The sequence below is a fragment of the Streptosporangium sp. NPDC049046 genome (genome assembly GCF_040649155.1).
Lineage (GTDB): Bacteria > Actinomycetota > Actinomycetes > Streptosporangiales > Streptosporangiaceae > Streptosporangium.
This window is the reverse complement of sequence record NZ_JBEZEZ010000003.1, coordinates 177,071-201,593: the sequence shown is the minus strand read 5'-3', so window position 1 is coordinate 201,593 and position 24,523 is coordinate 177,071. Positions and strand designations below refer to the sequence as shown.

General features: G+C 66.8%; 23 protein-coding genes, 1 tRNA gene and 1 pseudogene. 9 read left to right on the top strand and 16 right to left on the bottom strand.

The genetic code is table 11. The annotated features are described in order from the left end of the window. The first annotated feature begins 70 nt into the window (after nucleotides 1–70). From AB0B96_RS05320 to htpX, 4 genes are all read left to right on the top strand, one after another. Complete coding sequence (locus AB0B96_RS05320; protein WP_362896718.1) at nucleotides 71–2,110, top strand: NADH-quinone oxidoreductase subunit L; 2,040 nt, start codon at nucleotides 71–73, stop codon at nucleotides 2,108–2,110. 162 nt (nucleotides 2,111–2,272) lie between these two features. After that, a complete protein-coding gene (locus AB0B96_RS05315; RefSeq protein ID WP_362896716.1) occupies nucleotides 2,273–4,081 on the top strand; it encodes an NADH-quinone oxidoreductase subunit M in 1,809 nt (602 codons plus the stop codon). Beyond that, nucleotides 4,078–5,841, top strand: a complete 1,764-nt coding sequence (locus AB0B96_RS05310; RefSeq protein ID WP_362896714.1) for an NADH-quinone oxidoreductase subunit N — start codon at nucleotides 4,078–4,080, stop codon at nucleotides 5,839–5,841. The genes AB0B96_RS05315 and AB0B96_RS05310 overlap by 4 nt, the downstream gene beginning before the upstream one ends. A gap of 73 nt (nucleotides 5,842–5,914) precedes the next feature. Then, nucleotides 5,915–6,766, top strand: coding sequence for a zinc metalloprotease HtpX (gene htpX / locus AB0B96_RS05305; RefSeq protein ID WP_362896712.1), 852 nt, complete (start codon nucleotides 5,915–5,917; stop codon nucleotides 6,764–6,766). Between the two features lie 60 nt (nucleotides 6,767–6,826). Here the strand turns inward: htpX and AB0B96_RS05300 are convergent, their stop codons facing one another. The 3 genes from AB0B96_RS05300 to AB0B96_RS05290 all read right to left on the bottom strand — a co-directional run bounded on the left by AB0B96_RS05300 (nucleotide 6,827) and on the right by AB0B96_RS05290 (nucleotide 9,531). Continuing rightward, on the bottom strand, nucleotides 6,827–7,705 hold the full coding sequence (locus AB0B96_RS05300; protein ID WP_362896710.1) for a hypothetical protein: 879 nt from the start codon (nucleotides 7,703–7,705) through the stop codon (nucleotides 6,827–6,829). Nucleotides 7,706–8,129: 424 nt separating this feature from the next. After that, entirely contained in the window at nucleotides 8,130–8,705 is a 576-nt protein-coding gene (locus tag AB0B96_RS05295) for a pyridoxamine 5'-phosphate oxidase family protein (RefSeq protein ID WP_350942823.1), read from the bottom strand. Nucleotides 8,706–9,036: 331 nt separating this feature from the next. Further along, nucleotides 9,037–9,531 carry a YajQ family cyclic di-GMP-binding protein gene (locus AB0B96_RS05290; RefSeq protein WP_350942824.1) on the bottom strand — a complete coding sequence of 165 codons (495 nt, stop codon included), beginning with the start codon at nucleotides 9,529–9,531 and terminating at the stop codon, nucleotides 9,037–9,039. Between the two features lie 491 nt (nucleotides 9,532–10,022). Between AB0B96_RS05290 and AB0B96_RS05285 the strand changes: the two genes are divergently transcribed. Further along, nucleotides 10,023–10,107: transfer RNA gene (locus tag AB0B96_RS05285), tRNA-Tyr, on the top strand. A gap of 240 nt (nucleotides 10,108–10,347) precedes the next feature. After that, entirely contained in the window at nucleotides 10,348–10,860 is a 513-nt protein-coding gene (locus AB0B96_RS05280; protein WP_362896889.1) for a GNAT family N-acetyltransferase, read from the top strand. Between the two features lie 68 nt (nucleotides 10,861–10,928). Here AB0B96_RS05280 and AB0B96_RS05275 read toward each other — a convergent pair whose 3' ends face one another. The 8 genes from AB0B96_RS05275 to AB0B96_RS05240 all read right to left on the bottom strand — a co-directional run bounded on the left by AB0B96_RS05275 (nucleotide 10,929) and on the right by AB0B96_RS05240 (nucleotide 16,751). After that, nucleotides 10,929–12,293 carry a tyrosine-type recombinase/integrase gene (locus AB0B96_RS05275; protein WP_362896707.1) on the bottom strand — a complete coding sequence of 455 codons (1,365 nt, stop codon included), beginning with the start codon at nucleotides 12,291–12,293 and terminating at the stop codon, nucleotides 10,929–10,931. Beyond that, nucleotides 12,290–12,487, bottom strand: a complete 198-nt coding sequence (locus AB0B96_RS05270; RefSeq protein ID WP_362896705.1) for a helix-turn-helix domain-containing protein — start codon at nucleotides 12,485–12,487, stop codon at nucleotides 12,290–12,292. The genes AB0B96_RS05275 and AB0B96_RS05270 overlap by 4 nt, the downstream gene beginning before the upstream one ends. Then, on the bottom strand, nucleotides 12,484–14,097 hold the full coding sequence (locus tag AB0B96_RS05265; protein ID WP_362896888.1) for a replication initiator: 1,614 nt from the start codon (nucleotides 14,095–14,097) through the stop codon (nucleotides 12,484–12,486). The genes AB0B96_RS05270 and AB0B96_RS05265 overlap by 4 nt, the downstream gene beginning before the upstream one ends. 44 nt (nucleotides 14,098–14,141) lie before the next feature. Next, a complete protein-coding gene (locus tag AB0B96_RS05260; RefSeq protein WP_362896703.1) occupies nucleotides 14,142–14,297 on the bottom strand; it encodes a hypothetical protein in 156 nt (51 codons plus the stop codon). After that, entirely contained in the window at nucleotides 14,290–14,490 is a 201-nt protein-coding gene (locus AB0B96_RS05255) for a hypothetical protein (protein ID WP_362896701.1), read from the bottom strand. Before AB0B96_RS05255 ends, AB0B96_RS05260 begins: the two co-directional genes overlap by 8 nt. Then, nucleotides 14,487–15,899 carry an FtsK/SpoIIIE domain-containing protein gene (locus AB0B96_RS05250; RefSeq protein WP_362896699.1) on the bottom strand — a complete coding sequence of 471 codons (1,413 nt, stop codon included), beginning with the start codon at nucleotides 15,897–15,899 and terminating at the stop codon, nucleotides 14,487–14,489. Before AB0B96_RS05250 ends, AB0B96_RS05255 begins: the two co-directional genes overlap by 4 nt. A gap of 88 nt (nucleotides 15,900–15,987) precedes the next feature. Further along, the gene (locus tag AB0B96_RS05245) at nucleotides 15,988–16,305 is read right to left on the bottom strand and encodes a hypothetical protein (RefSeq protein WP_362896697.1); all 318 of its coding nucleotides are present in this window, start codon (nucleotides 16,303–16,305) and stop codon (nucleotides 15,988–15,990) included. Next, nucleotides 16,302–16,751 carry a plasmid replication, integration and excision activator gene (locus AB0B96_RS05240; RefSeq protein ID WP_362896694.1) on the bottom strand — a complete coding sequence of 150 codons (450 nt, stop codon included), beginning with the start codon at nucleotides 16,749–16,751 and terminating at the stop codon, nucleotides 16,302–16,304. The genes AB0B96_RS05245 and AB0B96_RS05240 overlap by 4 nt, the downstream gene beginning before the upstream one ends. Before the next feature lie 132 nt (nucleotides 16,752–16,883). On the opposite strand from AB0B96_RS05240, the gene AB0B96_RS05235 reads away from it, so the two are divergent. Continuing rightward, nucleotides 16,884–17,459: a DUF4265 domain-containing protein gene (locus AB0B96_RS05235; protein ID WP_362896692.1), complete on the top strand. Its 576-nt coding sequence runs from the start codon at nucleotides 16,884–16,886 to the stop codon at nucleotides 17,457–17,459. Nucleotides 17,460–17,504: 45 nt separating this feature from the next. Continuing rightward, nucleotides 17,505–17,771, top strand: coding sequence for a hypothetical protein (locus AB0B96_RS05230; protein ID WP_362896690.1), 267 nt, complete (start codon nucleotides 17,505–17,507; stop codon nucleotides 17,769–17,771). 84 nt (nucleotides 17,772–17,855) lie between these two features. On the opposite strand, the gene AB0B96_RS05225 is transcribed toward AB0B96_RS05230, so the two are convergent. Then, entirely contained in the window at nucleotides 17,856–18,572 is a 717-nt protein-coding gene (locus AB0B96_RS05225) for a GntR family transcriptional regulator (RefSeq protein WP_362896887.1), read from the bottom strand. 389 nt (nucleotides 18,573–18,961) lie between these two features. Beyond that, nucleotides 18,962–19,369, bottom strand: coding sequence for a hypothetical protein (locus tag AB0B96_RS05220; protein WP_362896688.1), 408 nt, complete (start codon nucleotides 19,367–19,369; stop codon nucleotides 18,962–18,964). Between the two features lie 120 nt (nucleotides 19,370–19,489). Between AB0B96_RS05220 and AB0B96_RS05215 the strand changes: the two genes are divergently transcribed. Continuing rightward, a complete protein-coding gene (locus AB0B96_RS05215) occupies nucleotides 19,490–20,707 on the top strand; it encodes a helix-turn-helix transcriptional regulator (RefSeq protein ID WP_362896686.1) in 1,218 nt (405 codons plus the stop codon). On the opposite strand, the gene AB0B96_RS05210 is transcribed toward AB0B96_RS05215, so the two are convergent. From AB0B96_RS05210 to AB0B96_RS05200, 3 genes and pseudogenes are all read right to left on the bottom strand, one after another. Further along, on the bottom strand, nucleotides 20,688–21,248 hold the full coding sequence (locus tag AB0B96_RS05210) for an NUDIX hydrolase (RefSeq protein WP_362896684.1): 561 nt from the start codon (nucleotides 21,246–21,248) through the stop codon (nucleotides 20,688–20,690). The two genes, AB0B96_RS05215 and AB0B96_RS05210, sit on opposite strands and share 20 nt — an antisense overlap. 583 nt (nucleotides 21,249–21,831) lie before the next feature. Continuing rightward, nucleotides 21,832–23,541: a DUF262 domain-containing protein gene (locus AB0B96_RS05205; protein ID WP_362896682.1), complete on the bottom strand. Its 1,710-nt coding sequence runs from the start codon at nucleotides 23,539–23,541 to the stop codon at nucleotides 21,832–21,834. Nucleotides 23,542–23,691: 150 nt separating this feature from the next. After that, a pseudogene (locus AB0B96_RS05200) lies at nucleotides 23,692–24,353 on the bottom strand (transposase family protein); the annotation flags it as partial. Between the last annotated feature and the right edge of the window lie 170 nt (nucleotides 24,354–24,523).

Below are 24,523 nucleotides of genomic sequence, written 5' to 3'. Positions count from 1 at the left end.
CGCCTGTCCCGGCCGGAAAGACCGACTCGGCCCCGGCCGGAGAGCCGGACCCCGGGCAGGGTGACACGCCATGATCACCATCGCCTCGCTCGTGATCCTCCTGCCCTTCCTCGCGGCGGCCGTCGGGCTTCTCGGCTCCCGCTTCCCCCGGCGTCCTCGAAGCGTGACGCCCCCGGACACCGGCGACAGCGCCGCCCCCAAGCCCACCACCTCCGAGGTCAACCCCGCCCCCGACACCGACGCCAACCGCAGGGCCGCCTGGATCGCCGTGGTGCCCACCGCGATCTCCGCGGCCCTGGCGATCTGGCTCGCCTACGCCACCTGGGCGGCAGGCAGGGGCGGGAGCGGGATCGAGTCGCCCGCACCGGCCGGGGCAGGGGCCCAGGGGGCGATCGACGGTGTCACCGCGACGTTCGCCGTCATCGAGACGGGTTCGGTGCCGATCTCGGTCGGCCTGCTGGTCGACGGCCTCGCCGCGTCGATCGCCGTGCTCGTCGGCGTGGTCGCGCTGGCCGTGCAGGTCTACTCCGTCGGCTACATGCGCGGTGACCGGCGCTACCCGTCCTACAGCTCCTTCATCAGCCTGTTCACCAGCGCCATGCTGCTCGTCGTCTACGCGGCCGACCTCCTGGTCCTCTACGTGGGCTGGGAGATCATGGGGCTGTGCTCCTACCTGCTGGTCGGGCACTGGTGGGAAGACCGGGCCAACTCGCGAGCGGCGATCAAGGCGTTCCTCGTCACCCGGATCGGCGACGTCGGCTTCCTGTTCGGCATCTTCGTTCTCGGGACGGCGGCGGGCAGCTTCAGGATCGCCGACGTCATCGCGAAGGTCCCCGAGATGTCGTCGGGCACGCTCATCGCGGCCACCATGCTGCTGCTGGCCGGGGTCGCGGGAAAGAGCGCCCAGGTGCCGCTGCACGTCTGGCTCCCCGACGCGATGGCCGGACCGACACCGATCAGTGCCCTCATCCACGCGGCCACCATGGTCGCCGCGGGTATCTTCGTCGTCGCCCGCCTCTACCCGGCCTTCCTCGGCGCCCAACCCACCCTGGACATCCTCGCGGTCCTGGCCGCCGTCGGAATGCTCGGCGCGGCCCTCGCGGCCCTCGCCCAAGACGACCTCAAGCGCGTCCTCGCCTACTCCACGATCAGCCAGCTCGCCTACATGGCCGGCGCCCTGGCCGCCGGATCCCGGAGCGCCGCGGTCTTCCACCTGATCACCCACGGCGCCTTCAAGGCACTTCTCTTCCTCTGCGCCGGTGCTGTGATCCACGCGGTCGGCTCCAACCTGATGAGCACGATGGGAGGCCTGAGAAAGGATCTTCCCGTCACCTTCGCCGCGACGACGATCGGCTTCGCCGCCCTGGTGGGCCTCCCCCCGGCGAGCGGTTTCTTCAGCAAGGACGAGGTGCTGGTGGCGATCGAGCGTTCCCTGTCCTCGGGGACGCTGACCGGCAGCGCGGCCCTGCTGCTCTACGGCTGCGCGCTCACCACGGTCGCGGTGACCGGCGCCTACGCCACCCGGGCGTGGCTGCGCACCTTCTTCGGACAGCGCGCCCCCCAGCCCCATACCCTCCCCGAGCTCCAGCCCGCGCCGGGCACGCCTCACGCCGCCCATGCCGTTGTCCCCACCGCCGCCCACACTGCCGTTCACGAGGCTCCGGCCACCATGCGCGTGCCCATCCTCGTCCTGGCCGTCCCGGCGCTGCTCCTCGGCCTCGTCCGGGTCGGCGACGTCCACTGGGGCACCGCCGCCCTCGGTCTCGCGGTGGCGCTGCTGGGTGCGGGGGCGGTCTACGCGGCGTGGCGCTCCGACTCCATGCGCGACCCGGCCCGCCTGCTCGGCCCCTTCAGAGCCCCGTGCGAGCGCGCCTTCTACGTCGACTCCCTGTACGCCAGGCTTTTCGTCCGCCCCACGCTGCTCTTCGCGAGCCTCGTCGCCCGCACCGACAGCCGTGTGGTGGACGGTGCCGTGCGCGGCTCGGGCCAGGCGACCCTGGGCCTGGCGAGACTGGTCCGCCTGATGCAGAACGGCAACGCCCAGCTCTACATCACCGGCCTGCTGGCCGGAATCCTCCTGATCGCGGCGTGGGCGGTGATTTTCAGATGATCTCTCTGCTGTTCTGGGGCATCGTCGCTCTCGTGGTGCTGCTCCTCATCCGTCTGGCGGTGATGCGCCGGTGACCCCCTCCCCGCGACCGACCCCGACACCGGTCCCAAAGCCCGGCACGGCGACGGACCCGGTGCCCGGCCCCTGTGAGGTGGTCACGCCATGAGCTGGCTGCTGATCGCGCTCCTCGGCGTGCCGCTCGCCGGGGCCGCCGCGCTGCTCGCACTCCCCGGAGCGGACGTCGCGGCCAGGAGGCGGCTGCTCAGGGTGCACGGCCTGGTCGTCTCCGGGCTCACGTTCGCGCTGTCGGTGCTGCTCGCCGCCACGTTCGACTACGGAAACGCCGCCCCGCCGCAGTTCGTGACCGACCTGGCCTGGATCCCCGGCCTCGACCTCAGGTTCCACCTCGGCGTGGACGGGATCTCGCTGCCGCTGGTCGTGCTGACCACGCTGCTGACCTTCCTGTGCTTCGTCTACCTGTGCCGGGGCAGTGCCGAAGGACCCGGGCAGCTGCTGGCGCCGCGGCCGGGAGGCAACCGGCCACGGGCGCTGGTGTTCACGCTGCTCGTCCTCGAAGTGGGCATGATCGGCACGTTCCTCGCGCTCGACCTGCTGCTGTTCTTCGTCTTCTTCGAGGTCGTCCTCATCCCGATGTACTTCGTGATCGCCGTCTGGGGCGGGCGTGCCCGCCGCGCGGCGGCGATCAAGTTCATCCTCTACACCCTGCTCGGCTCGGTGGTCCTCCTGCTCGGCCTGCTGCTCATCTGGTCGCAGACCGGCACCCTGGACATGACCGCCCTCGCGCAGGCACGGGGGGCGGGCATGTCACCCTCGGTGCAGACCCTCGCCTTCCTCGCCGTCGGCATCGGTTTCGCGGTCAAGGCCCCGATGTGGCCGCTGCACACCTGGCTGCCCGACGCGCACACCGAGGCACCGACCGTCGGTTCGGTGCTCCTGGCGGGTGTGCTGCTCAAGATGGGCACGTACGGCATCGCCCGCGTCGCGATCCCGATCCTGCCCGACGGTGCCGTCGCGGTGGCGCCCTGGCTCGGAGCCTTCGCGGTGGTCGGCATCGTCTACGGCTCGCTGGCCTGTCTCGCCCAACGCGACCTCAAGAGGATGATCGCCTACTCCTCGGTCGGCCACATGGGGTTCGTGCTCCTGGGCTTCGCCACGCTCACCCCGGCCGGAGTCAACGGCGCCCTGTTCGGCAACATCGCCCACGGCCTGATCACCGCCCTGCTGTTCTTCGTCGCAGGAGCGATCAAGGAGCGCTACGGCACCTCCGACATGCCGGCTCTGGGCGGCGGCATGATGACACGCCTGCCCCGGCTCGCCTCCCTGCTCACCTTCGCCTGCGTCGCCTCGCTCGGGTTGCCGGGACTCGCGGGCTTCTGGGGCGAGATGCTCGCCCTCCTCGGTGCCTTCGAACCGGCCGCGGGCCTGTCCCGCCCCCTCTACCTGGTCTTCATGGCCCTCGGAGGTCTCGGTACCGTGCTGACCGCCGCCTACTTCCTGCTCATGCTCTCCCGCGTCACCCACGGCCGGAGCACCGAGACCGTCCACGTCCCGGTCCTGGCCGGAGTCACCACGGGCGGTCTCCCCTCCACGGGCCCGACCGGTGAGGAGAACGATCACAGAGAGAATGACCGCGAAGAGGGCGCTCCCACCCCCGAGGCCGACGAGAAGGAGGGCATCCCCGTGGCGACAGGCGGTGGGAGAGACGCTTCCTCTCCGGGGGCGATCTCAGCGGCGACTTCGGAAACGGTTGCGGGGACGGTTTCAGAGACGGCCTCGGCGGTGACCTCGGGGACGACGAGCACGGCCAGATCACGCATGCCCGACGTCACGGGCTACGAACTGGCCGCCTGGGTGCCGCTGATCGCGCTGATCCTGCTGTTCGGCCTCTGGCCCAAGGCGCTCCTCCTGCTCACCGATCCGGTGGTCCGGACCCTGGTGGGCGCGCCATGATCCAGTCGATCGACTACTACGCGGTCGCACCGCCCCTCATCCTCGCCCTCACCGCCGGGCTCGTGCTGCTCCTGGACGCCTTCCTGCCCCGCAGGCCGTACGTCCGGACGGCACTCGGCGCGGTCACGCTGGCCGGGGTGATCGGCGCCCTCGCGGTGGTGATCTCGCAGGCCGTACGCGCCGGAGACCCGCTGCGGACCTTCTGCGTGCCCGAGGGCCTGCTCGGCTCCCCCCAGGCGGCGATCGGGGCCATCGTCCCCCCGGTCGCCGGGCCGACGGCGCCCACGGCCGCCGTGGCACCCTGCTCGTTCGTGGTCGACGACTTCACGCTGGTCTTCGCCGGGCTCGCACTGTTCGCCGGGATCGTCGTGGTGCTGCTGTCGGCGACCGAACTCTCCTCGGGAGACATCCCCGTCGGAGAGTGGTACTTCCTGCTGCTCTGCACGCTGGCGGGCGCCGTCGCCCTGCCCGCCTCCCGTGACCTGATCATGCTGGTGGTCGCTCTGGAGCTCGTCTCGCTGCCGGTGTTCGCGCTCACCGCGCTCAGGCGGTACGACGGCCGAAGCTCCGAGGCGGCGGTCAAGCTCTTCCTCGTCTCCGTGGTCTCCACGGCGGTGATGCTCTTCGGGGTCTCCCTGCTGTACGGGACGACCGGCACCGTCTACCTCGACCGCATCGCCCACGTCCTGCGGCAGGGCGTCTCCGCCGCCACCGGTCTCGGACCCGGCTCGGGAGGCGCCGGCACCGCCTACGAGTCCTCGCTGCGGATCGGCTACGACCTGCCCGCCGTGGTCACCGTGGCCGTGGTCCTGGTCATCGCCGGGTTCGCCTTCAAGATCGCGGCGGTGCCGTTCCACGCGTGGGCGGGCGACGTCTACCAGGGTGCCCCCATCCCCGTCGCGGCCCTGCTGTCCGTCGTCTCCAAGGCGACGGGGTTCGCCGGGCTGATCCTCGTCCTGGTCGTCGCCCTGGGCGGCCAGGGGGCCACCTGGGTCCCGCTGATCGCGATCCTCGCCGCGCTGACCATGACCGTGGGCAACCTCCTGGCCATGCGCCAACGCCACGCCGTACGACTGCTCGCCTGGTCCTCCGTCGCCCAGTCGGGCTACATCCTCGCCCCCCTCGGCATCAGGAACGACGAGGCGATGAACGCCTCGGTCGCCTATCTGGTCTTCTACGCGGCGATGAACCTCGGGGCGTTCGCCGTGGTCACGCTGGTGTCGAGGCGGTCGGGCGGGGGAGAGCTGGACGACTACCGGGGCCTGGCGCTCCAGAGGCCGGCCGCCGGGCTGGCGCTCGCCTTCTTCCTCATCTGCCTGGCGGGCCTGCCCCCCGGGTTGGCCGGGCTCTTCGCCAAGATCGTGGTGTTCCGGGAGCTCCTCGGCGGAGGCGGTGGCTGGCTCGCCGTCGTGATGGCGGTGAACACGGTCGTGGGCCTCTACTATTACGTCGCCTGGGTCGTACGGATCTTCACTCCGGTTCCGGTCCTCACTCCGGTTTCGGCGACCGGGAGCGCCATGACGGGAGGCGGCGCGACCGGAAGTGCCGTGGCGGGAGGCACCGCGACCGGGGGTGTCATGACAGGAAGCGCTGTGGCCGGAGATGTCGTGGTGGGGGGCGTGAGAACGGATGGCCGCGGTGCCGGATGGATACCCGCGACCGCGGCGATCGCGGTGGCGGCGATCGTCGCGATCGCGTTCTCGGTCGCCCCGCAGCTCGTCCTCGACCTCGTCCCCTCGGGCCTCATCGCCGTGGGCTGAACCGTCCGGGAACGTTCGACCTGGCCGGGGACGTTGTCACGGGTGAACCAGCATCATCCGAGAGGGGGGTGTAGTGCATCACAACGGTCTGCGTACCGCGGTCCTTCTCGGAGCATTGTCCGCGGTGATCATCGCGGCGGGGGCGTGGCTCGGAGGCAGCGCCGGCGTGCAGATCGCGGTCCTGATCGCGCTGGCGACCAACGGCGTCGCCTATTTCTTCTCCGACCGCATCGCGCTGTCCGCGATGCGTGCCCGGCCCGTGGGCGAGGTCGAGCAACCGGTCCTCTACCGGATCGTGCGCGAGCTCTCCACCGAGGCCCGCCAGCCCATGCCCCGGCTCTACGTCTCGCCGACCATGCAGCCCAACGCCTTCGCGACCGGGCGCAACCCACGCAACGCAGCGGTCTGCGTGACCTACGGGATCACCCAGCTGCTCGACGAGCGCGAGCTGCGCGGGGTCATCGGACACGAGCTCTCCCACGTCTACAACCGCGACATCCTGATCTCGTCGGTGGCCGGCGCGCTCGCCACCATGATCACCTACCTCGGCTACGTCGGGCTGTTCTTCGGCGGCGGTGACGACGACGAGGGGCCCGGGTTCATCGGCGCGCTCCTCATGATCGTGCTCGGCCCGGTCGCGGCCGGAATGATCCAGATGGCCATCTCCCGCTCCCGCGAATACCAGGCGGACGAATCCGGCGCCCGGTTGACGGGTGATCCGCTCGCCCTCGCCTCGGCACTGAGGAAGATCGAGATGGGCACCCGTCAGCTACCCCTCCCGGAAAACGGCCGGATCGCCTCCGCCTCCCACCTGATGATCGCCAACCCCTTCCGCTGCGCCGGGATCGGCAGACTGTTCTCCACCCACCCGCCCACCGCCGAGCGCGTCGCCCGCCTGGAGCGCATGGCCGGCTACCGCCGCTGACCGCACGCTCGCGCTTGAGCCCCTGCCCACCCCCGTGAAACCTCCACGGTTCGGGGCGGCTCAGGGGGTCAGCCCGGTGACGATCGGATTGTGCACGGATCCGGGCACGACGAAGCCCCCCATTCGCTCCGTACCACCCGACTCCTGATCGACCCGATACCAGGCGTAGCGGGCACCTCCCCCCTTCCTGAGCCTGCGCGGGATCACCGTCTGCAGGTCGAGATTGCCCGCGCCGTTCCAGCGCATCCGGGTCGGGGTCCTGCCGACGGGCACGGCGACGGGGTCGCGCCTGGGGATACCGCCGGTGGACACGTCCCACAGGCGGATCCCCGCGTCACGCGCCGTGAAGTGAGCGACGACCTCGCCGCCCGGGCCGAGCGCCCCTCCCACCGGAACGCGCCCCCGCTCGGCGAAGGGCGAGAGCGAGTAGATCCCAGCCTGGAACATGTCATCCACCACGAGCACGAACCTCGCGTCAGGACTGAAACTCCACGGCCGCAGTCCGGGCGGCAACGGGACACCCTCCCCGCTGTAGGTGTCCAGGATCTGATACTCCCCGCCGATACCCAGCACCGCGTACCGCCCACCGGGGGAGAGCTCGACCCGTGCCGTGCGCATGCCGTTCGACCACATCACCCCCGGCACCACGCGCACCTCGCCGGTGGCCATCTCCCGCACCACCAGAGCCCCGTCCCCCAGCTGGAAGTACGCGACATACCTGCCGTTCGGCGACAGGGCTAGCGGTGCTCGTTGCCCGCGCACGGAGAACACCCGGGCGTCGCGGAGGGCGACCACCTTGCCGCCGCGTACCCAGAGTTTCCACGGCGCGCAGACACACCCGTCGAGCCCCGCGTACCGGACCGGCGGCCTCGCGCTCGCGGCCCCCGCCGGGCCACCCGCTCCCATGACCACGGCGACCGCACCGACGCAAACACTCAAGCGGCGGAACAACCCCACTGACGCCCTCCCGAGTCTTTCCGGACAGCGGGGGACGTCCGTCACGTACGGGCTCACTGTACGCCTCGGGGAAGGCCGGTCGACGGTGCCGCCGCGAGTGTCATCCGACCTCGCCGCGAAGCGGACACCCTTTCCGATCGGTGGTGTCGCCGTACGGGGGAAGCAGACCGAGGCGTGGAGCGGACATCCCTTCCGGCCGGTGGTGCCGCCGTACGGGGGAAGCCGGCCAAGGCGTGAAGCGGAGACCCCTTCCGTTCGGTGGTGCCGCCGAAAGGGGCGTCCGCTTCCGGTCGGCGGTGCCACTGGAAGGGGCGTCTTCCGGCCGAGGCAGGAGCGGAAACCCCTTCCCAGCGGGGCGAACGGACCAGTCCTGCGGCGCGGGCCGGTCCCGGCCGGGACGGCCGTCTCAGGAGTGATGCGTGACCGGGTCGGTCTCCTCCGCGGAGAGACCGGGGATGCCGTCGATGCTCTCGCGGTTCTTCTGCGCCCGATGGGCGCGCCGCTGCTGGACGTCCCTGCGCCCCGCCCACTCGTCCAGCAGCGTCCGGTCCTCCTCGAAGGACATGAAAGGCACCGAGAAGCCACAGGAGTCGGAGATCCGGTCACAGTCGACGACGATGATCGATCGCACACCCGGATGCGGACCGAAATTCTTGATCAGTGTTGCGAAGTCGGGGCTCTCCGGTACGACGACCCGGCCGGTGCCGTACAGGCGGAGGATGTTGGGAGGGCCGGAGAAGGCGCAGAACATGACCGTGATGCGGCCGTTCTGGCGGAGGTGCGCGATCGTCTCCACCCCGCTGCCGTCCAGGTCGAGGTAGGCGACGGTGGTGTCGTCGAGAACGGCGAAGGTGTCGGCGTACCCCTTGGGGGACATGTTGACATGACCCCCCTTCTCGGGAGCCGTGGCCACGAAGTAGACCGGCTGCGCTCCGATGAACTCACGCAGCCGGTCGTTGATCCTGTCGTGAATTTTCCCCATGAACAGGACGATAGTTCTTTGCCGTTCGCCGGTCTGCGTCGCCTCCAACAGCTGTATCCAACCGGTGAGCCCTCTCGCCCGCGGACACCCCTTCCCCCTCGGACTCTCCGCTCCCGGCTCTTCCCGCCTTCCCCGTCTCCTGGTCCCGTCTCCCGCCTTGCCCGCCCTCTCCCTCGCCGAGAGGCCGTACCTCCGCTCACGGACCGGGGAGGTGAAGCGACCGGGGCACACGCGAAGGCATGCGCGTGTGCCCCTGGCCGTGTGCCCGGATACGCCTTCTTCGGCGGGCTGGATCCCGGAGCCGGAGGCCGGGGTCGCGACCGCTCACCCGCTAGCGGTAGTTCGAGAACTGAAGGGCGATCTCCAGGTCCTTACCCTTGAGAAGGGCGATGACCTCCTGCAGATCGTCCCTCTTCTTCGAGCTCACCCGGAGCTCCTCGCCCTGGATCTGGGCCTTGACGCCCTTGGGCCCCTCATCGCGAATGATCTTCGAGATCTTCTTGGCGTGCTCCTGGTCGATGCCCTCCTTGAGGGTCACCACCAGGCGGTACTCCTTGCCGGACAGCTTGGGCTCGTCCGCGTCCAGGATCTTGAGAGAGAGCCCCCGCTTGATCAGCTTGTCCTTGAAGACGTCGAGCACCGCGTTGGCGCGCTCCTCGCTGTTGGCCTTGATCTCAACGGCCTTCTGGCCGCCCGACCAGGCGATGGCCGCGCCGGTGCCCTTGAAGTCGAATCGGTGCCCGATCTCCTTGATCGTCTGGTTCAGCGCGTTGTCGGCCTCCTGGTGGTCGATCTTGCTAACGATGTCGAACGATGAATCCGCCAAAGCACAATCCCCTCTGACCTGCCAGAACTATGAATCACTCCCCGGCTCCCGCAGACCACGGACCGCGAATCACGGCGACGTCCGCGAGCCGGTTCGGTAGACGCGTACGTAACGGATCAGCCTAGCCAGCATCTCCCGCCGATGCCGAGGCGGCAGCGTGTCCTCACCCGTCCTTCACGGGTCCTTCCCACCTCGGCGCGTCTCATCTCCCCTCTCACCCCTCCCGCCCCTCACTCACCCTGCGCGTCTTCCCTCCTCAGTCCTTCGCGCCCCCTGCCCGTCCCCGGCCTCCACCCCCATCGGGCCACCTCACATCCCGGCACCGCGACGCCTCTCGCGTCACTCCTTCCCCAGAAGGCGCCAATCCGAGCAGCGGTATGGGCACAAAAGTCCTGATAGGAGCGGGTATCCGGAGGTGCCCTCCGTCGATGTCACGTCACCCCCGGAAGTCCGCTATTCTTCTTCCTGTCGCCGCCGCAAGCGGAAGACATGGCAGGTTGCCCGAGTGGTCAAAGGGAGCGGTCTGTAAAACCGTCGGCTCAGCCTACGCAGGTTCAAGTCCTGCACCTGCCACCAGCCAAACTGGCAGCTCAGAGGCCCTCCGGGGCCTCTTTTGCGTTTCCGGGACATGCAGCCGAACGCAGTCGTGAGCAGCCGCATGTCACCACTCCACCAATATGCGTGCAATGATCTTGGCCGCGTTTTCCCAGGTCGTGCTGGCTTTCCAGCGCCGTGTCAGCCAACGTCCGCTCTCTCGGTTTCACAGGCGTCGCTCTGGTGGCCACGATTGCTCAAGACGGGCATGCTGATCAGGTGATGGACGCTGTCGTACCGTGCACTGTTCGGACTGCCTCTCCAGAGGACCTGTTGGCAGTCCTGCAGGTCTACGCCGCCGAGCGAGATCCCGGAGATGACTCTCCCCGCGCAGCTTCGGATCTTGAACAGCGGACCTGGACGCGGATGATGCGATCCGACGATCTCACCGTCTACCTCGCCGAGGTCGACGATCAGGTGGTCGGGACGGCGATGTTGATGACGATGCCGAACCTGACCTACAGCTGTGCCCCTACCGCGTTCGTCGAAGCGGTCGTGGTTTCCATCGGTCATCGCCGTACGGGCGTGGCTACCGCGATGATGCGGCGACTTCTCAGTGACGCTCGATCCGCGGGGTGCAACAAGGTCCAGCTCCTGTCCCACAAGCGCCATGCCGTCGATGGCGCCCATCGCCTCTACACCTCGCTGGGCTTCGAGCCGGAGGCGGAAGGATTCCGGCTCTATCTCCAGGAGGTTCCCGCCGCCGTTCGGGCCGCCAGGGCGGCACAGCGCTGAGGACCGGGTTCCTGAAACGCAGAAGGACCCCGGAGAGTCTCCGAGGTCCTGGTCGTACGGCAGGCATGTCATGCGGTGAGCGCGTCACCGATCCGCTTGTTGGCAAGGTCCTTCTGGCCGTCGAGGCACTTGGCGTAGACCCGCAGCAGGACGTCCACGCTGTGCCCGGCTCGCTCCGCCACGTCGGGAGCCGAGACACCCGCGTTGAGCCACAGCGAGACCGCCGCGTGCCTCAGGTCGTACGGTCTGCGAGCCAGGGGAGAGGTCACCTGGGCCGGAGTGAAGGCCAGCTTCCGAGCCTCCTGCCACACCTCGGTATAGGCCGTCGACGCGATCACGCCGCCCCGCTCGCTACGGAAGATCCGCCCGTCCGCGCCGGTTCCGTACTCCTCGATGTGCCGACGAAGGATCGCGACCAGCTCCGGCGGGATCGGCACCGGACGCACGTCGGCACGGCCCCGGTGCTTGAGTCCCCGTTCCTCGTGGGCGTCCCCGCTGTCCGTCCAGTGCGTGTTGACCTCTGGCCGGGAGATGTCGACCGTCAGCCGCCCCCAGCCCTTGAGCGGAAGGTGGCAGTCCTGGAGGCGCAGGCCGACCGCCTCAGCCGGACGCAGCGCCGCGTAGTACATGCAGGCGAACAGCGCCATGAGCCGCCGGCCACGCCCGCGCCCGCCCACATAGGTCACCATCGTGAGCAGCTCTTGAGCCTGCCGGGGATTGACCGCCACGCGAGGATCAACGGTCTCGGTGACCTTCGGGGGCTTCCACTTGACCTTGTGCAGCGGGTTGGCGTCCAGCTCTCCCAGCTCCACCGCGTACTCCAGCACGGCATGGAAGACGGCTCGCTTGCGAGCGATGGTGTTCGGCGCCGCGGCCTTGCCGTCGAGACGGAGGGCGAGCGCGTCGAGTGCCAGCCGTACCGTCTTGGCGTCGTTCAGGGCAGCCAGGTCGAGCGAGGCGGACTGAAGCCAGCGGATCGCCTGCGCCATCTCCGGGGGAGTCTCCGCCCTCCTACCCTCCGGGAGGAGGAGGTGTTTACGGAGAACCGTTCGCATGGTCTCGGCATCGGGACGGCCGGGACGGTCCTTGGTCAGCGAGGGGAGGACCGTGGCGAGTGCGTCTGACATGCTGTCCCGGCTCTTGGCCGCCGCGTGGGGCCACTTCATCTCGATGTAGGCCACGACGAACTCAAGGACGGTCCGGGCCTCCTTGGCCTTGATCATCGACAGGGGGAGACCGCTCTCGACGTCGAACGCCTCACCTCGCTTGGCCGCCTGCCGCAGGTCGGACAGGAAGCTCTCGGCGAGCGCCTTGGTGCGGTAGGTCTTCGAGGACCGCTTCCGGGCGACCGCCCAGCGCACCACGTACGAAGGCGTCTTGCTCGACTTGTTCCGGCTGATCTCGAAGAACTTCACGTCGTACGAGGTGTTCACGCCGCCTCCCGGAGGCTCTCAAGCCACGCCTCGAACTCGCTGCGGTAGAGGCGGATCTCGTCGTTGGGCAGTCGCAGGCCACGGGGGAACTTGCCGATCTCGCGCCAGCGATAGAGGGTCCGGACGGAGATCCCGCCGAGCTTGTCGAGGATTTCGGGGACGGTCATGAGCTTGTCGTCGTCCTTCTTCTTCATGCCGCCTCCCTGCTTGCCGAAAGGTCTTGTCCGGTCGCCTTCTCTTGAAGTGCGAGCAGGGTTGCTCGCCAGCGCTGGCGTTCGGCGACCATACGCAGCAGTCGCAGGGCCAGGGAGGGGATGTCACCGTCGCCGGCCGGGACGGGCTTCCAGACGTAGCGGTGCGGGTCGGGGACCTCGTCGGCCAGGCCGAGCGCTTCCATGACCCAGGTGCGGCGGTCGCGCTTGTGCTCGGACAGGGTCTTGTTCGACCACTTACGGGAGACCAGGACGCGACGGCCCGCGTAGCCGAGGTGTTCGGGCTTGTGCGCCTTGCCCCGGCACCGGCCCGGTGCCATGCCTGCCTTGGGGTTCTTGGGCTGTACGCCGTAGCGCAGCCAGTTCGGGCAGGCCGGGGAGCAGGGTTCGTAGCGCAGTGCTTCGACCATGCGGGCGGCATGCGCTCGCTGGGCGGGGTTGTCGGTGTCGAGGGTGTCGCTGAGGCTCTTGGTCAGGTACTTGCTCAGGTAGCGGATGCACTGGTCGGCGTCCGGGGTGCCGGACAGGACGCCTTGGACATCGACCTGAGGGCCGAAGCGGACCACGTGCAGTGGTTCGGCGTCCTCGTCGTTGTCGAGCTGGTCGAGTGCCTCGTGCCAGGTCGGGAGGAGTTCCCCGGTGGCCGGGTCGAGGTAGTCGCCGTCCTGCCCGTCCGGGTAGGGGGTGCCGTCTTCCCGTGGGGAGCGTTCGGCCCACACCGGGAGGTGATCGCCGTCGAACTCGACCTCATCGACGGACGGCCACCACACCTGGTGATAGGTCGCAGCCGCGATCTGCTTGATCTCAGCGCGCGGCATGGTGCCGCGGATCGCCATGTGCAGGTGCGGAGCGAGCCGCTTCTGTGGTTCGACGGAGGAGAAGTACTGCACGTCATAGCCCGCGACCCGGCGAAGGTTCTGCACGAAGCGGTCGACGAGCTTGGAGAAGTGCAGCGCGTCCCGAGCCGCCCGCGTGTAGTCGTAGGCGTCCGGATCGACGGGCACGCCTTGTCCTGCCCGGATCTTGCCGTACGAGGGAAGCGTGAGCGTGACGAACAGCGACGGCCGGTAGACGGCCCCGTCCGATCCGGTGAAGGTCCGCCCGAGCGTGGTGTTCTGCCGGACCCGCTTGGGCAGGTCGGGGGCGTCCTGGCGTCGCCGGGTCGAGCGGTTGCGCTTACCGGCGGCACGGCCGAGCAGGTTGCCCCGCATCCCGGCCTCGTTGATCTCGGCATCGAGCCCGGTGAGGATCGCGTCCAGGTCGCCGGTGTCGTCGTCGGCCTTCTCCGCGGCATCGCGCTGGGCTTGGATGTCGGCGCGGAACTCCACCAGCCAGCGCTGTTCCTCATTCGGCTCATCCGGAGTGGTCGAAGGTTCGGCCTCCAGGTGCCAGCCTTCCCGGCACTGGGCCATCCGCAGGTAGCGGTTGCGTCGAGCGCAGGAGGGACACTTGGCGTCCATGGTGGCCCCGCAGGGCACGTTGACGTCCTCGGTGAGCCCGGTGTGGGTGTCCAGTCGACGCAGGACCACGGGCCGGATGCACACGCCGTTGTGCTTGGCGATCTCCATGGCGACATCCAGCGCGCGCGGCATTCTCTGACGTTCGGCCCGCGACAGGCCGTGCTCGTTGGGGTTGCTCACACGTCCTCCCCATCGTGGTCGGGGTCGAGGAAGGCGCCCTGTCCGCACTCGCGGCACTCGACCAGGCCGCGGATCAGGTCCAGCCACAGGGTGTTGACGGCGTGGCAGGCTGAGCAGCGCAGGCCGTCGAGGATGTAGGCCAGCTCAGTCACGCTCGCTCCTCTCCACTTCGGACAGGTCGGCCGACAGCCGGAACGTGCTCTGGTAGGGGTCGGTGCTGACGCGGATGTTGAACAGTTCGAAGGCCAGGACGGGCTGAGCGTGACCGGTTCCCAGGACGGCCAGGATGGGCCGCTCGCACAGGCGGGTGATCTCCTCGTCGGTGCCGTAGAAGCAGACCCTCACGCCGCCACCTCCAGCGCCATCGCGCGGATGTCGGAGTCGGAGACGTACGCGGCGCGGACCCGGATCGGGTCGGGCGAGGTCTCCAGACGGACGTAGCCGATACCGGCGCCCTGCTCGGGGATCGGAGAGATGTGATCGGCCAGCGCGCCGCGATCCCGTGCGCCGTCGCCGAGGACCATGTCGACCTGCTCGGACTCGTCCAGCCGTAGGGCGATCTTGTCGGGGAACAGGTTGCGGATGTTCATGACCTCTTTGCGCGGGTCCTGGAGTGCGGCCATGACGCCGAACCCGACCGCGCGGCCCTGCGTGGTGAGCGTCGCCAGGGCAGCCGAGATCCGCAGCTTCAGACCCTTGTCGGACTGGTAGGCGGTCAGGAACGCCACTTCGTCGACGACCACCAGGACGAACGGGTCATCGAGGGTGGGGGTGTGGTTGCGCTGGAGTCCGGCGTAGCGGTCGGCCCGCTCCTGCATGATCTGTACGGCGGATTCGAGGAGGTCGGCGCAGTCGGCCGGGCTGGCTGCGTAGCGGGTGCCGAACAGGTCACGTCCGTAGGACAGTTCCATCCGTTTGGGATCCAGTGCCCACACCTGGGCCAGGCCCGCGCGGGTGGCGGGGAGCAGACCGCGGATCGTCGACCAGATGACCGAGCCCTTGCCCGCCCCGGTGGCTCCGGCGACCAGGACATGAGTGCCATGGACCTTCAGCAACCAGGGCTTACCGTCCTCGCAGGTGCCGACCTCCACCGGACCCACCGACGCCTCAGCCGGAACCGGCACGGCCGCGAGCGGAGTGGCGAGGGGATCGCGCCGGGGGAAGACGAGCAGCAGCCGGCCCGAGCGTGCGACGGAGACCCGGCACGATTGGGCACCGAACCCGTGGGCGAGATGGTCGGTGCGGTCGGCCCAGTCCTTGACCGCCTGCCCGGTGAGCATCCGCACCGTGACCAGGTCGGCCCACGAGGTGCAGGTGACGCGGACGATGCGGGGAAGGTAGTCCCGGCCGCGTAAGTGACGGCCGAGTCCAGAGATGATCATTACCGGTTGCCAGTGACGCCGGTAGACCCACACCAGTCGCCACCAGGCCAGCAGCCGCCAGCCCACCAGACGCAGGAACGACGGACGAGCGAGCAGGCACCACGCGGTGAGGCCAAGCGGGACCAGGACGACGAGGCCGAGGCCCCAGCGCCAGCCGTAGAAGTAGGTGAGCACACAGGGGGTGAGGGCGACGGCCGAGGCGATCGGGTGACGCCACAGCAACCGCAGGAGACCGGCCAGCAGCCGCCACGCGAAGATCACAATGGTGACGATCGCCGGGGTACGGACGACGGCCGGACGGAAGACGACGGCGGTATCGGGGGTGGTGGAGACGAGGTGCTGTGCCTCGTCTCCAGGCAGTTTCTTGAACATTAGGCTGGAACCTCTTCCTTGAATTCGCGTGAGAGGGAGAACCGAGGGGCCGCCGGAAGTTGGCGCTTCTGGCGGCCCCGCTTACGTGTCAGGCCGTCTTGTCCTGCTCGACCTGGTCGGGGTTGATGGGCTGTTCGGTGTGCAGGCGCTCGCAGTCGGCCAGGTAGCGCGCGGAAGCGGCGAAGATCTCCCGCGCGAGGGTCACGTCCCGCTCGGTGACCGGCCCGCCGCCCGTGGTGGTGACGGTCATCTGCGCCTCAGCGCTGGACAGGGTCAGGAACGGCCGCTCACCGTCGCCCCCGAACGCCTTGGCCGACATGTCCGAGGTGCAGAAGGAGACATCGAAGCGGGTGAGGCCCTCGTGGATCGACGCGGTGACGTAGGTGTAGGGCTTGTGCTCGCTCACGCGGCCACGTCCTTACCGGTCGTCTCCTTGACCGGAGCCGCAGCGGCCTGCCGAGCGGGAGTCGTCGCGGAGCGGGGAGCGCGCATCGACGTTGCCCGGATCGACCAGGCCAGACGGCCGGTGTTCTGGCCGACGTACGCGGTTGCGGTCATGCCGTCGAACTCCACCGGCACGAACGGCAGGCCCGGCAGCGCGGCCGGGACGACGGGCTGAGTCGGGGACAGGATCTTGACCGAGACCGTCTTCTGGCCGGCCTTCACGGTGGGATCGGCGTCCATCACGGCGACCTGCCAGATGAGTTCGCCGGTGTTCTTGTCCTTGGCGTAGACCGTGCGCCCCTTGCTGGAGGCGTCGAAGTCCTTGACCTGCTCGACCTCGCCGACGACGTAGCAGCCGTGCGGGAAGACCTGCGTGAAGCTGACGGGGATGGGGCCTTGGATAGCCATGTCAGATGCTCCTTCCACTCTGTACGGGCCGACCTACAATCGGTCGTCCACTTGTCCGATCGAGTTGAGACTAGCCTACGGCAACTTGTCCGCACAAGTGAATGAGTGGATTGAGGGAGGAGAGGTTGGCCGGTGTTCTGGTTCGTCTCCTCGGGCGTCTTGGCAGGGCTCGATGCCCAAGAAGAATGCGCGATCATGTCGGTCATGGCCTCCACGACTTCACCGGAGCACGACACCACCGAGGACAACCGGATCAAGGTCTGGTTCCGGTTCGTGCCGCGAGAGGGGTGGCTTCCCTACAGCACCGAGGGGCTCTGGGCCACGCGGCTTGGCGAGGACACCGCCCGTCTGGAGAGCGTCCCCTTTCTGCAGGAGGGGGTGGCCATGGGAGATGTCGTGCGGTTCGCTACCGATGCCGAAGGGCTTCACTGGGCCAAGGAACGTGCGGAGGCGTCGGGAGGCTGTACCGTGCGGGTCCTGGCCGTTCCCAGCGGTCCACTCGGACCAAGTGCCCAGGCCGTGCACGAGCGGTTGGCGCCGTTCGGTCTGGACGGAGAGGTCTTCAGCAAGGACCTACCGCTGGTTGCTTTCAACGTGCCGCCCGACGCCGAACTCGGCCAGATAAAGGCGCTACTGATTCGTGGCGAGGAAGACGGTTGGTGGCACTTCGAGGCTTCCTGTGTCACCGATGCCTGGCGCAACGCCTGATGCCGCATTGGGCAACACGTGTCCCGTTCGAAGTACGGTCAGCTCATGAGCGGCGACGAGCAGCCGGGACTGAACGAGATCGAGCAGTGCTTCGTTGCGGTTCTCGATGGGCGGATGAGCCGGGACAAGGCCGACCGGTGGGCATGCCGCTGGGTTGTTGATGATTATCTCGTTTGGGACGACCTGGAGTGGTGGGCGTTGAGGCTGCTGCACGGGATTGATCTGGCCCACGGGCCGGATGGGGACTTTCTGCACGGCGACGAGCAGGTGCGTGAATGGCTTGAGGAGCTGCGGCGTCGTCGCGCTTTGTGACAGGTCTCCCGGACGCTGTCTCAGACGGTACGGCGCCGCCGAGAGACCATCAACAGGGCGAACGTTGCCTGATGCAGCACCCGGCTAACTCACCTGGTAGACGTCCTGGAGTTCGTGCAGGTCACCGGGGAGAGCCACGCTCATCACGAGAAGCACGCTCCCGGTGGCGTCATGCACGGTGGCCAGCACCCCGAGGACAGGTTTGGAGGAGCCGAGCGACTCCGCCTCTTCCTTGGTCGGGTTGCGCGCGGTCAACCGCTCGGTGACGTGATCGAAGCGGAGGTGCTTGACCGCCTGAAGGTGATGACGCACCCCGCGCGTCAGCGGTTCGGGCTTGTCGACGTCGGTACCCAACGCGATCTCCAGTGGGAACCACAAAGTCTCCACCGCAGACAGCCGGCCACCCTGCTTCACCACACGCCGACGAGAGATCACCGGGGTCTTGTCCTGGACCCCCAGTAGACGAGCGATATGGCGGGGAGCCGGAACACGGGCCACCTCGGTCACCATGTCACCGCTCTCGACCTGCTCAGCCACCGCCAAGCCCGGCCGAACGCGATCGGCGGCACTCTCGGGACGACCCTTCACGAACGAACCGCGGCCATGCTCACGCTCGATCCAGCCCTGCATGGCCAACGTCTGAAGCGCCCGCACCACCGTCGTACGGCCCACTCCGAACTCCCGGACGAACTGCGTCTCCGAGGGCAGCATGTCACCGGCCGCATACTGCCCGGCCTCGATGCGCTCCTGAATCGCGCCCATCACCTGGGCATACTTCGGAGGGGCGAAATCCCTGCTCATCTTGACCGCCTGATCGCTCTTCCACTTGTCTGCACAAGCACAGTACCGGCTGAGGCCAGACCTGTCAGGAGGCACGGCAGCGACAGGCGGCTACCTGGCCAGCCCCGCCAGAATCCTGATCCATATCACCCGCGCCTGAGCAGGAGTCTGCGCCTCACTGTGAAGTACGGTGCTGCGGTTTCCGGCCCGAACCGTCTTGCGGATGAATGACAGACCGCCCGCATCGCACAATTCGTAAAACGTCACCCGATGCTCGTGACAGGTCCAGGCCACCACCCGAGACCGCCCGAAACGCCGCGCCCTATTCCAGGTCAAAGACACACATCCAGGAACAGCGGGCACGAGATGATGCGCCACGCACGACACTTCCCGCTGGGCAGAATTCTCGCTCATGATTCCTGCCGCTCGAAACGCACCGAACCGGCCGCATCCACGGTGGCGTGAAAGAGGACCTGCTTTGACCAGTCTTCCTGCATGGTGCTGAAGTCGCGAACCCGGTGGGTGATACGTCCCCAGGCCGCCGCGTTCGACGCCATCTGGCGCAGCGCCATCCGGAGCGCGTCCATCGACGGGGCCTGTCCCGAACTGGTTCCGCACGGCCCGAGGTCATCGGTCCCGGAGGTGGTGAACACCTCCCACTCGAACATCTCGACGAGCTGTTCCGTACCGCCGCAGTAGATGCAGTCCTCGTGTGCCGAGAACTCCAGGCGCAGGCCCATGGCCGCCACGCATCCACGACGGGTGACGATCTTCCAGCCGCGCCCGTCGCACTCCGTGCACTTAACCGGTGTTGTCATGTCGGAAAGAATGTCCGCGATAACTTCTCGCTCCTATGCCACGCGGATATACCACCGGGAGATATAGAGTTTCGACGTGTAGCGATGCACCACTTCGGGAGTCGCTGGCCGGAGGACGGAATGCAAAGGAACGCATTTGACCCCATCCAGATTCCAGCGGAAATCTGGGACCACGAAGCAAGTAGAGAGATCCTCAAAAATCGCGACGTATCCGGACTATTTAATCTCGCCGTCAAGTACAGCGGTGCCAGTCAGGTTCGGATCAGCACGGCGACCGGGATATCCCAGGGCCGCATCAGCCAGATCATCCGAGGGCAACGCCAGGTCACGGACCTGGAGGTCTATGAGCGCATCGCTGGCGGCCTTGGCCTGCCCGACCACGCTCGCATGCTCTTCGGCCTGGCCCCGCTCGACCTCGCTTCCCCTACCGGCGATCACGACGACAACCATCAGGAACAGAGCGACGAGCTGGCGGCCCGGATCGAAGCCGCCGCTGTCATCGATCCCACCACGATCATGATTCTTGCCGTCGACACCAACAATCTGCGCCTCCTGGACCGTCGACGCGGCGCAGCAGCGATCGCCGACAAGATGCGCGCCCAGATCACCCAGATAGAGCGAGCCCACCGGCACGCCATCCGGCCAGGTATCCGCGCTCAGCTCGCTCACATACTGTCGGAAACCGCTGCCCTTGCCGGATGGCAGGCCATCGATACATGCGCTCTGTCAGACGCTTGGGACCACCACGAAAACGCCATCTCCGCCGCCCGGGAAGCCGAAGACCCCGCCCTGCTCGCCTACGCGTGCGGACAACAGGCATACGTCCTGATCGACCTCGGACGACCGGCCGAAGCCACCGAGCTCCTCCAGCACGTTCGCACCACCTACGATCGCCGCGTTCCCGGCCATCTGCGGACCTGGCTCGCCGCTGCCGAAGCAGAGGCCGCCGCTATCCTCGGCGACGAGACCACTTGCCGCACCGCCCTCGACCAAGCCGCAGCACTACTGCCCGAAGACGACACCGATCCTCACGTGCCGTACGTCTCTCTCAACACCCACCATCTCGCCCGCTGGCGCGGCAACTGCCTCGTCCGGTTCGGTGACCCCGACACCATCGACGATCTCCGCTCAGCCCTCGCAGGCATGGACGGCACCTACAGCCGCGCCGAAGCCGGACTCAGATGCGATCTCGCCCACGCTCTTCTAGCGATGGGAGAGCCGGACGCCGCACAACCACACCTCTACCGTGCCGACCAACTCGCCAAGATGACCGGCTCTCGCCGGCACGGACGACGCGTCAAAGAACTCATGCGGGTGACTACCCGCGGACTCCGTTGAGCCGCTCCCGCGCATACAGCAGCCCGACCAGCACCCCGGAGTTCCACACATCCCCGCGGGCGATCATGTCCGGAATCTGAGCCATCGGAATCCACTCCAGCCGATCGGCCTCCACCTCTCCCACCGGCTCACCGACTAACTCGGCACCCCGGCCGAGGAACACCAGGTGTTCGGAGTCGACCATGCCCACCATCGGCTGGAACGTGATCAGGTGCTCCATCGCCTTGGGCCGATACCCGGTCTCCTCCTCCACTTCACGAGCAGCCGTGTCCTTAGGGTCTTCCCCGACTTCGACGAGGCCGCCGGGGAGCTCCCAGCCCCACCGGTCGAACAGGAACCGGTGCCGCCACATCATCAGCACCCGGTTCTGCTCATCGACCAGCACCGTCATGGCTGCTCGTCCCAGATGAACCGCGTGATGCTCGAAGCGCTCTCCGTCCGGGATCTCGACATCCACAAGCCCGAGCCGGATCCACTCGTTGTCGTAGATCAGCCGCTCGCCGTGGACGATCCAGCGCGTCTGCTCCTCGTTGGTAGCCACACAGCGAAGTTACAGCCCAACATCCCCGACGTACACGGGCATCAGCGCAGCGCCAGCAGTCCGTTCCGAGACGGGGCATCAGGCCGTCCCGGAGGATTGCCGAATTGTTCTTGTGAGGTATCAAGGGCGGCGGCGCTCGCCGCCGCCGCACGGCCCGCCACCCGCACGCCCGGCCGGGCATGCGGCGTGGGCGCCGGTCCCGGCCAGCGGCGGGAACGCGGGCCGCCCACCGTACGAAGCACTCACCGCACCAAGCGGTCCCCGCCGAGCAGTGGACGCGCCGCCGCCCAGATGCAGCACGACGATCGCCATGCTATGGCCAGCCATCACACGGGGCTGGGGGCGATCGAAGGTCCGGGCATCGTTCCTCAGCCCGGCCCACCGTCTTGCAGGGGGCGAAGCTTGGTTAATCCAAATAGTCGTCGCGCTAAGCAGAGGCGAATAATACGTTACGCCCGACTTGCGCCTCCATCGCCAGCCCACTGTCGCTCCGCAGTAAAGTTAACAGCAAACGGGATGGATAAGTATGGCGGGGCGAGCTATCGCGCCTCAGCTGCCGTGAGGTTCGGACTAGGCTACCAACCTAGGCAATATTCCCTGGGGCTGGTGATTCGGCCGGCGCATCGGGCTGGTCGCTAAGTCTACTATTTGCCACCTCCGATCGCACTACTTCCAACATTTCGGTTGTGATTTCAACCGTGAAACTTGTGGGTGCTATTTCCACCTCACTAAGCGTGCACGCTTCCAACGTAAGGGCTAGCGCGCGCTCCCTAAGGAAAGCTTCGTAATCATCGCGAAAAAGTGACTCTGGAAGCACGGCCGAGCGGCTGATTTCCGTGATGTCCGTTGGCATGAGGTGTCGATATTGAGAGGGTGCTTTGTCGCTTATCGTACGGTTATCCGCCCTGGAAATAATGGCAAAGTTCGCAAGAGTATTGATCGACCTGGGCTGTGATCCGCCACGTGTGAGATGTGCTCGCGGAAAGCAGTGATGATACTCTTTTCTATTCGGCTCAGCCAGCACGTCCTCAATGGGGACCAGTTCTCCCGAGATGAAGCTTCGAGGACGCAGGGAAGCTAAGAGCAGGATCAGAGCTTTGCTAGCAACACTCTTCCCCGAAAAGGCATTTGTTAGGAAGAAGTCTGGATTAAGCTTCAGATAAATATCCCCGAGTGTGCTTGACTCGCCCTTTCTCAGCTTCACTGCTTCGTCGATATCACGCTTGATGTTGCGTTGCGGATTTCCGCTGTAGCGATGCGAGAACGCGCAGCGCCAGAACCAGCGAACTAGGACCCTCCGCTGAGCATCCGTCATGGGATTTGCTACGTCGATAGAGAAAAATGCAGTAAGCGGAATGAGCATACTTGAGTACGGTAGAAATTTGAGGTGCCGAACATGGAAGTTCGCACGCACGAAGTCGATAGCCCTTCTAATCGCATTCTCAACGTTAGGGAAGGCGTCCCGAACACTTGCTCCATTGACATTCACCAAAGATGCGGGCGTCGGCTCCTTCACCAAGACTGCCGCTGCGCATTTCATCATCAAGTCGCTGTCATCGCCTACATCTTCGAATCCAAAGTCTGTAAACTCTTCCGCCAAATCTAGGAATCGTTGCTGCAGGTTAAATTCTTCGCTCCAGGTCCACGCAGTTAACAACTGGAAGGTATCGAGCGGAATGCCCATTCTATTTACCCGCTCGAACACAATAGCGACGCTTGTGCGATCCTCCGTCTCGAAGGTTTGGACCGGAATTAGCAGGGATAAGAATCGCTGTTGTACGCGTGCAATCTCGCGATGCTTCGCCTCTTCTAGCTCTCTTGTGAGTAGCGAAAACTCCACCGGCTCGAGGAATGCTGCTAGCGGAAAGTGACGATCGGCCGATCTTTGGTCGTCAGCTAGGGCAACAAAACGCGAATCCTGAACGTCATCAGCGGCTCCGAAGTCGTAATAGATGGGTAGCCATGTATCCGGGTCCATGCCATCCGATACAAGAACCCTTTGGAAGGCTGTAAATATCGCCGTTATCCGCTGCTGGCCGTCAAGCACGTAATCAACTGGATAATCTTTGTCCGGAGGAGGAAGGATAAATGTTCCAAGGCGGTTCTCATGCGTAAGACGCTCGGATGTGCGCCATAGCAGAATAGAGCCTACCGGAAATTGCTTATAGATAGAGTCCATGAGCAGTGCAGATCGCTGCGGCGGCCACACAAATTTCCGTTGAAATCCTGGAACGCGGATGGTGCCATCGATGAGTCGGTCGATGATCGCCTGGATGCTTAGGTGGTCGCTCATGTTGTGTAGCCTATATGGACCTCTAGGTAAGCGAAAGCCCCTTAAAATCTACTACTGGAAGGTCGGCAACGGAGGAAAGTCGCTGACCAGAGCACATGGGAACTGTTCTGTGCGAGAAGCGCGAACACGAGCCGCTTCGATGAACATTTTTCATGTTGAGTAGCGGTCCTCTTCGATGAGCTGCAAGACGACGATGGCCTGGACGATCGCGGCGACACGGCGTGGGCAGTAGCGCAGCTGGACCAGCGCCTTCCAGGCCTTCAAGGGTGCGGCGACGCGTTCGATCGCCAGGATGCGGGCGTGGGAGCGGTTGACGGCCTTCTGGTTGCGCGACAGGCGTAGCCGGGCCGGTGGCGCTTGAACGGCGTGTGGATCGTGCCGCCCGCGCTCTGATAACCCCGGTCGGCGAAGACGCGGACACCGACACCGGTGAGGGCGTTGATCAGGCCGGTCTGCCGGACCGTGGTCAGAGCGTGCACCGCCCCGGGCAACGTGGGCGAGCCCCACACCAGGCGGCCGACCGGATAAGCGAGGAGCTGGACGTTCATCCCGTGCCGGTGGTGTTTTCCGGAGTAGGACGGCCTGTCGTCGGCCAACTGGTCGATTGAGATGAGCGTGCCGTCGGGGACGGCACGGGCCCGGCGGGAGGCCTTGCGCGCGGCGGTGTGCACATCGTCGGCCAGGGCAGCGACCAAGTCGGCCGCCTCGCGTACGTAGCGCCAGGCGGTGGCGGCGCCGATCGCGAATCTGCCGGCCAGGCGGGCGTAGGTGTTGCCGTTACGCAAGTGCGCCAGGACCAGGAGGGCTTCTTGCCCGGGCCGAGGCGGCGCCATCGGGAGTGCCGTGCATCGGATCTTGGTCGACCACTGTCTTACCGGGGCCTCATCTCACCTCACCCTTGACCTTCCTGCACCCGCGCTGACCAGCGCCGTCAGGTTGAAAAGGGATCCATGTCCGAGCGGGCGAATACGTGAAGACGGGC

Excerpts from the sequence above, each read along its gene's own strand:
- AB0B96_RS05265 (WP_362896888.1), bottom strand. The coding sequence starts at position 14,097 with ATGCCGCGCGCGCTGGATGTCGCCATGGAGATCGCCAAGCACAACGGC.
- AB0B96_RS05270 (WP_362896705.1), bottom strand. The coding sequence starts at position 12,487 with ATGAAGAAGAAGGACGACGACAAGCTCATGACCGTCCCCGAAATCCTC.
- AB0B96_RS05295 (WP_350942823.1), bottom strand. The coding sequence starts at position 8,705 with ATGGGGAAAATTCACGACAGGATCAACGACCGGCTGCGTGAGTTCATC.
- AB0B96_RS05280 (WP_362896889.1), top strand. The coding sequence starts at position 10,348 with ATGGACGCTGTCGTACCGTGCACTGTTCGGACTGCCTCTCCAGAGGAC.
- AB0B96_RS05225 (WP_362896887.1), bottom strand. The coding sequence starts at position 18,572 with ATGAGCAGGGATTTCGCCCCTCCGAAGTATGCCCAGGTGATGGGCGCG.
- AB0B96_RS05240 (WP_362896694.1), bottom strand. The coding sequence starts at position 16,751 with ATGGCTATCCAAGGCCCCATCCCCGTCAGCTTCACGCAGGTCTTCCCG.
- AB0B96_RS05215 (WP_362896686.1), top strand. The coding sequence starts at position 19,490 with ATGCAAAGGAACGCATTTGACCCCATCCAGATTCCAGCGGAAATCTGG.
- AB0B96_RS05315 (WP_362896716.1), top strand. The coding sequence starts at position 2,273 with ATGAGCTGGCTGCTGATCGCGCTCCTCGGCGTGCCGCTCGCCGGGGCC.
- AB0B96_RS05250 (WP_362896699.1), bottom strand. The coding sequence starts at position 15,899 with ATGTTCAAGAAACTGCCTGGAGACGAGGCACAGCACCTCGTCTCCACC.
- AB0B96_RS05310 (WP_362896714.1), top strand. The coding sequence starts at position 4,078 with ATGATCCAGTCGATCGACTACTACGCGGTCGCACCGCCCCTCATCCTC.
- AB0B96_RS05220 (WP_362896688.1), bottom strand. The coding sequence starts at position 19,369 with ATGACAACACCGGTTAAGTGCACGGAGTGCGACGGGCGCGGCTGGAAG.
- AB0B96_RS05205 (WP_362896682.1), bottom strand. The coding sequence starts at position 23,541 with ATGAGCGACCACCTAAGCATCCAGGCGATCATCGACCGACTCATCGAT.
- AB0B96_RS05320 (WP_362896718.1), top strand. The coding sequence starts at position 71 with ATGATCACCATCGCCTCGCTCGTGATCCTCCTGCCCTTCCTCGCGGCG.
- AB0B96_RS05230 (WP_362896690.1), top strand. The coding sequence starts at position 17,505 with ATGAGCGGCGACGAGCAGCCGGGACTGAACGAGATCGAGCAGTGCTTC.